Source organism: Dietzia sp. DQ11-44, from assembly GCF_014145205.1.
In the GTDB taxonomy this organism is placed as follows: Bacteria; Actinomycetota; Actinomycetes; order Mycobacteriales; family Mycobacteriaceae; genus Dietzia; species Dietzia natronolimnaea.
On sequence record NZ_JAALEC010000510.1, the window covers coordinates 1 to 1,670 of the forward strand.

The 1,670-nt window shown below is 70.5% G+C and carries 1 protein-coding gene; it reads left to right on the forward strand.

Annotation, left to right across the window (positions count from 1 at the left end):
• The first annotated feature begins 413 nt into the window (after positions 1 to 413).
• Complete coding sequence (locus G6018_RS12735) at positions 414 to 1,244, forward strand: HAD-IB family hydrolase (RefSeq protein ID WP_182639792.1); 831 nt, start codon at positions 414 to 416, stop codon at positions 1,242 to 1,244.
• Positions 1,245 to 1,670: the final 426 nt, after the last annotated feature.

A 1,670-nucleotide genomic window follows, 5' to 3' on the forward strand; every position in this document is an offset into this window, starting at 1 on the left:
GGCGAGCACGGCGCGGACATCGGCGTCGAGGTCCGGGTCGGTCACGTCGACCGCGACGGTCCTGCCCGCGGGAGGGTCGGGGACTGTGTCGTGCGCTGCGCGAGGGCTCTGGGTCACGGGCACAGCGTGGCGCACCCACCGGTCGGCGGACCCGGCCCGATGCAGTGTCCCGGGGGCGGCTGTGGAGAGGCCGGGGGCTGTGGACAACACGCCGGGACCCGGGGTCCCCGACCCGGACACCCCGGGCCGCGGACCCCGCCCGAAATGAGAGAAACCGCGGCAGGGGGACGCCGCGGTTTCTCGAAGTCCCGATTCGTGGGGGAACGAATCGAGCACCTATAGGGGGATGCTCTCACGAGCGTGATCAGTATCACTTATCCGCGCGGTGAGCACAAGAACCGTATCGTGGAGCCGTGTCCGCCCCACGCCGCCAGGGCCCTCGGTCATCGCACCGACCTCGCCGGGTCGCCGCGTTCTTCGACCTCGACAAGACGATCATCGCCACCTCGTCGGTGTTCGCGTTCAACAAATCCTTCCTCGACGAGGGTCTGTTGTCCCGCCGATCGGTGATCGATCTGGCCTACACGCAGCTCGCGTTCAGCCTCTCCGACGCCGACGACGACCAGATGCAGAAGGTGCGCCAGGCCATGGCCACGGCCACCAAGGGGTGGGAGCCCGAGAAGGTCGAGCGCATCGTCACCGAAGGACTCACGGAGACCGTCTCGCCGAGCGTGTACGCCGAGGCGCAGGAACTGCTCGCCGAGCACCGGGCGCTCGGGCACGACCTGGTGATCGTGTCCGCCTCCGGTGAGGAACTGGTGGCGCCGATCGCCCGGATGCTCGGCGTGGACCACTACGCCGGCACCCGCATGAACCGCGACGCCGACGGGCGGTACGGCGGGTCCATCGAGTTCTACTGCCAGGGACCGGGCAAAGCCGAGGCTATCCGGGCGTTCGCCCGGCGCTACGGCTACGACCTGGAGGCCTCGTACGCCTACTCCGACTCCTCCACCGACCTGCCGATGCTCGAGGAGGTCGGGCATCCGACGGTGATCAACCCGGACCGCGCGCTGCGCCGCGAGGCCCTGGAGCGCGGGTGGCCGATCCTCACCTTCTCCAACCCCACCCCGTTGCTCCCGACGCTGGAACGCGCGACCGGGCCGATCATCGGCGTCGGGGCGATCGCGCTCGCGGTGGGGGCGGCGGCCTTCTCCTTCGCCCGCTCCGCGCGGCGAGACCACTGAACCCGGTCACCCGACTCGTCCGCCGGGACCGGTCACCCGACCCGCCCTCGTTCGGCCCCAACTCCTCATCGTGCGCCGCCGACGCGGCGGGACGCGATGGCGGGAACCACCCGCAAGTCCCCGGGTTCCTTGTGGGATCCCCCCATCGCCGGGGCGCCTGTCCGCGCGGCATGCTCAGGGCACGGTGACGACGACGCCAGGACGGTGACGGAAGAGAAGTCACGGTTCCCCGTCCGAGCCACCGTCATCGATACTCCGGAACCCACGCGACGGATAACGCCCGAGAGGCACACCAGCCGTGGGTCCGCGCCAGCCGTCACCGACGGTTGTCCCGGACCGGCCACACGGCGGACCACAGGACGCCTGGTACCCGGATCTCTCGATGGAACCGCAGTGAGTTGGCGGGTCGGCACGCGTGCCGACCCG